Raw genomic sequence first — 6,170 nt, forward strand, 5'->3', positions numbered from 1 at the left:
GATCATAGGAACAGTATTTTTCGCGGATTTCCGTCGGATTCCACGATGGCCAGCTCGTGGCCCTGCGCGAGCTGGTCCTCGACGAATTTCCAGATGGTGATGGCGCGGCGGATCGCCTCGGTGAACGACAGGCCCTTGCGCTCGGCCAGTGCCTTGAACGTCTGCGCTGTTTCGTGGCTCAGATTGACGGACAGCCGGACGAAATTGCTGTTGTTGTTGCTCCTCTCCTGCTCGAGCCTGGGGTCCTTGCCGGTGGACTCACGCGTCATGGTCATGTCACCTGGCCCTTGGGGGTAAGGGGGCACGTGGAGTAGAGGGCGGGGATGCTCCGACGTCTCGCTGCTCTCGGTCCTCATCGATAGGTGCATGCTTTTTATACACGCTGGCTTGCCATGAGGAACGGGTCCAATCCGTACCGAGTGTTGTCCTGTCACACCTCGACGGAAGAACGTTATACCGGTGCGGAAAGATCTCCTCCTGTGCCTCATATACGGTTAATTCTGGCAAATAGTACGCGTCGCGGCATCATGAAATGTGGGCTAAAGGCGCGCTCGAATCCCACAGGCCCCTAGGATGTGCCTTATCCCGCAGGGGCGCGCGATCGGGCAGCGTGGCAGAAATCCCGCATGAAGCGGCAGAAATCTGACATAAACACGTGGCTCGCTCTCCGAGGTGGGTCCCATCGCAGTCTGAGGTGGTCCAACGCACCTCCCCGTAGTCAGCCCTGACGACTGGGCTGATGGAGGAAACATGAGTGGAGCCAGTCAGCCGTCTGGCGCCGGAGATCGATCCGGGGTCGAGGGGGCCGAGGACGTCCGACCGAAGAGCGAGCTGGTGGATCTCTCCCCGCCGCCCCCGGACTCGCCGGTGGTGCAGCTGCTGGAGAAGACCGCGGTCCGCCATCGCAGCTGGTTCATCGGCGTCTACTTAGGCGTGCTCATCACCGTCGTCCTGGCCAGCATCCTCGGCCCCGGCTTCCTGCCGGAGCAGGCGTGGAGCCAGATGAAACCCGAGGTGGCGGACGTGCGGCTCTGGCTCTTCCAGATCGGGTTCGTGATCGTGGGCGGCTATCTCTTCGCCGAGAAGGCGCCCAAATAGCTAGTGCGGGCTCAGGCCGTCCAGAAGCGGCAACCAGGTGCGATCAGGGCAGACGCGGGCGATCTCCGATGGCGGGAGCCAGTCGGCCCTGGTGCTCTCCGAGCCGGCCGGCGGTTGGGTCGGCCGGCCCGGATGCGGGAGACGGGCCCTGAACATCACCATGTACGTCAGCGGCGGGTAGCGGTAGCCGGCCGGGGCCGCGTCCAGGAGCTCGATGCGCTGCCAGGCGAAGGCGGACAGCGCGGTGGCCGGCAGGCGCAGGCCGGTCTCCTCATACAGCTCCCTGGCCGCGGCGTCGAGGGCCGATTCGCCGGGTTCGAGGTGGCCGCCGGGGATGTCCCACCCGCGGCCCTCCTCGTCCACGCACGTCATGAGCGTTCTGCCGGTCTGGTCCGAGACGAACGCGAACGCCGACGTGGTCTTGTCCACAGGCGGGAGGGCCGGGGACAGGATCACGTCCAGGCGGTGGCGTACGGGGATCCAGGGGACCGTCAGATGAGTCATCCCTCAAGGGTCTCAGACACCCCGGCGCATGGCCCGGTTGCCCAGATACAGGCCGATCGCGGCTACCCCGCAGGCGGCGGCGGTCCCGTACAGGATCGAGGGGCTTGTCAGGTTGCCGGAGAAGAGGGCTCGCTGGCCTTCGACGATGTACGTGACCGGATTGGCGTACCCGATCGTCCGCAGCCACGCCGGAGCCGTCTCCAGGGGGAGCATCATCCCCGAGAGGAGGAGCAGGGGGAACATGATCGACTGGCTGACGATGTAGAAGAGCGTGCCGCCGGGCGCCGACTTGATGGCCAGCACGAACGAGAGCGAGCCCAGGCCGACGCCGAAGACGACCAGCTGCGCCAGGCCCGCCAGGACGCCCGCCGGATACAGCTCGAAGCCCAGGGGGACGGCCAGCACGATGATCAGGACGGCCTGGGCCAGCAGCACGATCATGGTCTTCAACGTCCGGCCCACCAGCATCGCCGTGCGGTTCAGCGGGGTGACCATCATGCGCTCCAGCGAGCCGCCGATCAGCTCGACCAGCAGGGTGTAGCCGGCGGACATGGGGCCCGTCAGGCACATCATGACCAGGATCCCCGGCACGAACCACTGCCACGACGACCCGACCGCCCCGTCCAGCAGCGACCCGAACAGGAACAGGAACAGCAGCGGCTGCCCCATCTCGAACAGCAGCCCGACCGAGTCGCGCATGACCGGCTTGAACTCCCGCGAGAAGACGGTGGCGGTGTCACGAAAGAATGTCGTCATCGGTGAGGCTTCTCCCGGTAAGAGCGAGGAACACGTCGTCGAGCGTCGGACGGATGGTCTCGGCGGTGGTGACCTTGATGCCGGAGCCGTCCAGGGTTCTGAGGTAGTCGGGGAGCGCGGCGGCCGCGTTGGGGACGCGCAGGCGCACGGTGGTGCCGTCGGCGGCGCCGCCACCGAGCTCCGCGGCCCTGCGCGCCTCCTCCTCCGTGCTGGTGGTGATCGTGATGTGGTCGCCGGCGAGGTCGTTCTTGAGCTGCTCGGCGGTGCCGTCCGCGATGATCCGGCCGTTGTCGATGATCACCACGCGTTCGGCCATGTTGTCGGCTTCCTCCAGGTAGTGGGTGGTCAGGAACAGCGTCGTCCCGTACGTCTCCCGCAGCCGGAGGATGTGCTGCCAGACCTCGGCGCGGCTCTTCGGGTCGAGGCCGGTCGAGGGCTCGTCGAGGAAGAGCAGGTCGGGGCGGTGGATGAGGCCGAGTGCGATGTCCAGGCGGCGGCGCTGGCCGCCCGAGAGCGTGCCGGGGCGCCGCTTGGCCAGCGCTCTGAGGTCGAGCAGGTCGAGCAGCTCCTCGGCGCGGGCGGTCGCCTGCCTGGCGTCCAGGCCGTAGCAGCGGCCCTGGGTGACGAGCTCGTCGCGGACGAGGAAGTTCTCGCCCGCGCTGTTGCGCTGGCCGACGTAGCCGATGCGGGCGCGCACGCCCGCCGGGTCCTTGGCCACGTCGTGGCCCGCCACCATGGCGGTGCCCGAGGTGGGCGGCAGGAGGGTCGTGAGCATGCGCAGGGTGGTGGACTTGCCCGCGCCGTTGGGCCCCAGGAAGGCGACGAGCTGGCCGGCCTCCACCTCCAGGTCGATGCCGCGTACGGCTTCCACACGCTCCTTCTTGACTTTGAACACTCGGGTCAGTCCCCGGGTTTGGATCATGGTCGGCCTCTCCGGGCATGGCGAAATAACCCCTGGTCGGGGGCGCGATTGAGGATCGAATCAAGTTTGTGCAGGTTCAATCCGGTTTGGCAAACGCGAACGTCACTTTCATAAACCCCTCCTACCTGCGGAAACGCCGTTTCCGACGGTGGCCCGCGACGGCGGATTTCGGGGCGCTGAGGTGCGGTTTTCCGGGTGTTGCGAAGATTTCCTGGCGGGGCCGGCAGCGTCCACATGCTCTCCCCGGCGGCCGCGCCCGGCCGCCTGCTCCATTCCCGCCCGCCCATCCCGGGCGGCCGTTCGAGCACGCCGGCCGGCGTCTCCTTGAGGTCGTCCCTGCTGAAGACCGGGAGGCCGAGCGACGAGGGGCGGGTGCGGCATGCGATCCACGGGGAGGCCCGGCTCGGGGACGAGCGCTGGGCGGAATGGGCGCCGGGGGCACGGCCGCCGGGAGTTGGGACGGTCTATTGGCTTGATACCTCAAAAACAGTTGATATTTCGGGACTTGCGGGGTTGTGTCAGGCTCCGCAATGATCTCCCGCGTGAAAAGTCTGTGGGTAATTGCGGTAATTGCTGCCTTAGGTATGGGTGGAGTCGCGGAGGCGGCCGACGGTGTTCCCGGCGTCGACGTCAGTAACTGGACGGGCGAGGTCGACTGGGAAAGCGTGGCCTCCGGGGGCGCGAAGTTCGCGTTCGTGCAGGCCACCGAGGGGACGAACTACCGCAACCCTAGGTTCGACGCCCAGTACGGCGGTGCCGCCGGGGCCGGGCTGATCCGGGGCGCATATCACTTTGCGCAACCACACGAATCCGACGGGACGGCCCAGGCCGACTATTTCCTGCAGAACGGCGGCAACTGGATCAGCGACGGTCAAACGCTGCCCGGAGTGCTCGATATCGAGGACAACCCGTACAAGGACAAGAACGGCAAGAACAACTGCTACGACCTGTCCGCCGAGGACATGGTCACGTGGATCAAGGACTTCACGAAGAAGTACCACGAGGCCACCGGCCGCCGCGCGATCATCTACACCACCACGAGCTGGTGGCAGACCTGCACGGGGAACTCCGACAAGTTCAAGTCGAACCCGCTCTGGCTCGCCCGCTGGGGCGGCGACCCCGGTGAGCTGCCGAAGGGCTGGAAGAGGCACACGTTCTGGCAGTCGGCGGAGAAGGGCACGCTGGCCGGTGGGCAGAACTCGTTCAACGGCTCCGAGTCCCAGCTCAAGGAGCTGGCCAACCCGCCGGCCGAGGTGACGGTCTCGGGCGCGGCCCGGAACCGGAAGACGTACACGGTCACCGTCTCGAACACCGGCCCGCACCCCGTCAAGGACGTCAAGGTGTCGGGGCGGGCGTTCGGCGGGCAGCGCGTGGTGAGGGCGCCCGGGTGCAAGTTCAGCGGCACGGCGGTGCTGTGCCAGGTGGGGGAGCTGACGCGGGGACAGAAGGCGACGTTCACGATCACCACGAAGCCGTCGAAGTCGAAGGGCACGGTCGGGCTGTACGTCACCGTGGGCTCCGTGAAACTGACCCTCAAGGCCCGCTGACGCCTGCCCGGGAGCCGCCGAGCGGCGCAGATCCCCATGAGGCAGGATGACTCCTAAGGCCATGGAGCTTGTCGGGGGCGGGACGGTATGAGGCGGTGGCGGCTGGCAGCAGGGGCGGCGGCGCTGGTCCTGCTCGTCGCCACGGCCTCCGTTCCGCTCGGGCTGTACGTGCCGGAGAACGTCGTGCGGATCGCGTACGAGATCGAGCAGCGCAGGATCGTCTACTCATGGGGAGGCGGTCACGCCGAGGAGCCCGGCCCGTCGAACGGGACCTGCAAGGGCTACCAGGGGAAGATCCGGCCCTGCCCGGCCGCCCGGACGCGCGGGCTCGACTGCTCGGGGTTCGCGCGATGGGTGTACGCGCTGGCCAGCGGGTCCGACGTGCTGGGGCCGGGGAACACCAACGATCACGTACGACGGATGCGGCGGGTTCTGGTGGCCATGCCGGGGGATCTGGTCTTCTTCGGAAGCATCACGAAAAAAGCCATCAAAACCCACCATGTAGGCATCTATCTCGGCAACGGGAAGATGATGAACGCGCCCGAGACCGGTGCGGTGGTGCGCGTGGACGACATCGCCCGTCGTAAGGATTTCTTGGGTTTCTACCGACTCTGAACTGATTCGGTATGGCCTGTAACGCGTGTGGCGTGGCAAAAATTGAGAGACCCGGCGGCTACTGTGTGCCGCTATGGACAGGCGATGGGTCGGCCTCGACGGCTACGAGGTCGTAGGCGTGGTGCACGGCGGGCGGCAACTGCTGCGGGTGCGCCGGCACGGGTGGGTGGTCGCCGACTGCACCTCTGTGGCGGAGGTGGCCAGACACGTCGACCTGGCCGACCTGTGCGAGGTCATCGAACTGCCGACGCGGCGGCGGACGGAAGCGCGCGCGGAGGCCCGAACGAGTTCGCATCATCGCTGAGTGCCGTGTATGGTTACACCTGTCCGCAGCGCCGGACAGGCCCCTATAGCTCAGTCGGCAGAGCGTCTCCATGGTAAGGAGAAGGTCAACGGTTCGATTCCGTTTGGGGGCTCTTGCTCTGAACACCCACAACGCCCGACCCGCAAGATCGCGGGGCCGGGCGTTTCGCATTCCCCACCCCTCGCCCCCACCCCAGCACATCCACCCCCACCCTTAACCACCACCCCCGTCCTCGCCGCCCAACCTCCTCCACCCACCCAAATCACCGGCCCGCCACGCCGCCACCGGCTTGCCCCGCGCCGCCACCGGCCCGCTGTGTCGCCACACGCTTGCCTCGCGCCGCCACGCGTGCCCCGCAGGGGTGTGCTCGCCACGCCGCCTTGCGTCGCCACGCCGCCTTGCGTCGCCACGCCGCCTTGCGTCG

General features: G+C 67.2%; 8 protein-coding genes and 1 tRNA gene. 5 read left to right on the plus strand and 4 right to left on the minus strand.

All coding sequences use genetic code 11. The annotated features are described in order from the left end of the window. Nucleotides 1-2: 2 nt before the first annotated feature. On the minus strand, nucleotides 3-275 hold the full coding sequence (locus ACWDX9_RS12295; protein ID WP_355206940.1) for a ribbon-helix-helix protein, CopG family: 273 nt from the start codon (nucleotides 273-275) through the stop codon (nucleotides 3-5). A 475-nt stretch (nucleotides 276-750) separates the two neighbouring features. On the opposite strand from ACWDX9_RS12295, the gene ACWDX9_RS12300 reads away from it, so the two are divergent. Then, nucleotides 751-1,098 (plus strand): hypothetical protein, encoded by a 348-nt coding sequence (locus tag ACWDX9_RS12300; RefSeq protein WP_449952342.1) that lies wholly within the window; start codon nucleotides 751-753, stop codon nucleotides 1,096-1,098. On the opposite strand, the gene ACWDX9_RS12305 is transcribed toward ACWDX9_RS12300, so the two are convergent. From ACWDX9_RS12305 to ACWDX9_RS12315, 3 genes are read right to left on the minus strand one after another with little or no spacing between them, the layout of a single operon-like run. Then, on the minus strand, nucleotides 1,099-1,602 hold the full coding sequence (locus ACWDX9_RS12305; protein ID WP_449952345.1) for an NUDIX hydrolase: 504 nt from the start codon (nucleotides 1,600-1,602) through the stop codon (nucleotides 1,099-1,101). It abuts the gene before it with no gap. 12 nt (nucleotides 1,603-1,614) lie between these two features. Then, nucleotides 1,615-2,358, minus strand: coding sequence for an ABC transporter permease (locus ACWDX9_RS12310; RefSeq protein ID WP_449952347.1), 744 nt, complete (start codon nucleotides 2,356-2,358; stop codon nucleotides 1,615-1,617). After that, nucleotides 2,339-3,280: an ATP-binding cassette domain-containing protein gene (locus ACWDX9_RS12315; protein WP_449952350.1), complete on the minus strand. Its 942-nt coding sequence runs from the start codon at nucleotides 3,278-3,280 to the stop codon at nucleotides 2,339-2,341. Before ACWDX9_RS12315 ends, ACWDX9_RS12310 begins: the two co-directional genes overlap by 20 nt. Nucleotides 3,281-3,864: 584 nt before the next feature. Here ACWDX9_RS12315 and ACWDX9_RS12320 point away from each other — a divergent pair. The 4 genes from ACWDX9_RS12320 (at nucleotide 3,865) to ACWDX9_RS12335 (ending at nucleotide 5,858) form a co-directional block, all read left to right on the plus strand. Continuing rightward, nucleotides 3,865-4,827, plus strand: coding sequence for a GH25 family lysozyme (locus tag ACWDX9_RS12320; protein ID WP_449952353.1), 963 nt, complete (start codon nucleotides 3,865-3,867; stop codon nucleotides 4,825-4,827). Between the two features lie 87 nt (nucleotides 4,828-4,914). Then, on the plus strand, nucleotides 4,915-5,442 hold the full coding sequence (locus ACWDX9_RS12325) for a C40 family peptidase (RefSeq protein WP_449952356.1): 528 nt from the start codon (nucleotides 4,915-4,917) through the stop codon (nucleotides 5,440-5,442). 73 nt (nucleotides 5,443-5,515) lie between these two features. Next, on the plus strand, nucleotides 5,516-5,746 hold the full coding sequence (locus tag ACWDX9_RS12330) for a transposase (RefSeq protein ID WP_449952359.1): 231 nt from the start codon (nucleotides 5,516-5,518) through the stop codon (nucleotides 5,744-5,746). Nucleotides 5,747-5,785: 39 nt separating this feature from the next. Further along, nucleotides 5,786-5,858: transfer RNA gene (locus tag ACWDX9_RS12335), tRNA-Thr, on the plus strand. Nucleotides 5,859-6,170: the final 312 nt, after the last annotated feature.

The organism is Nonomuraea sp. NPDC003201, from assembly GCF_053590415.1.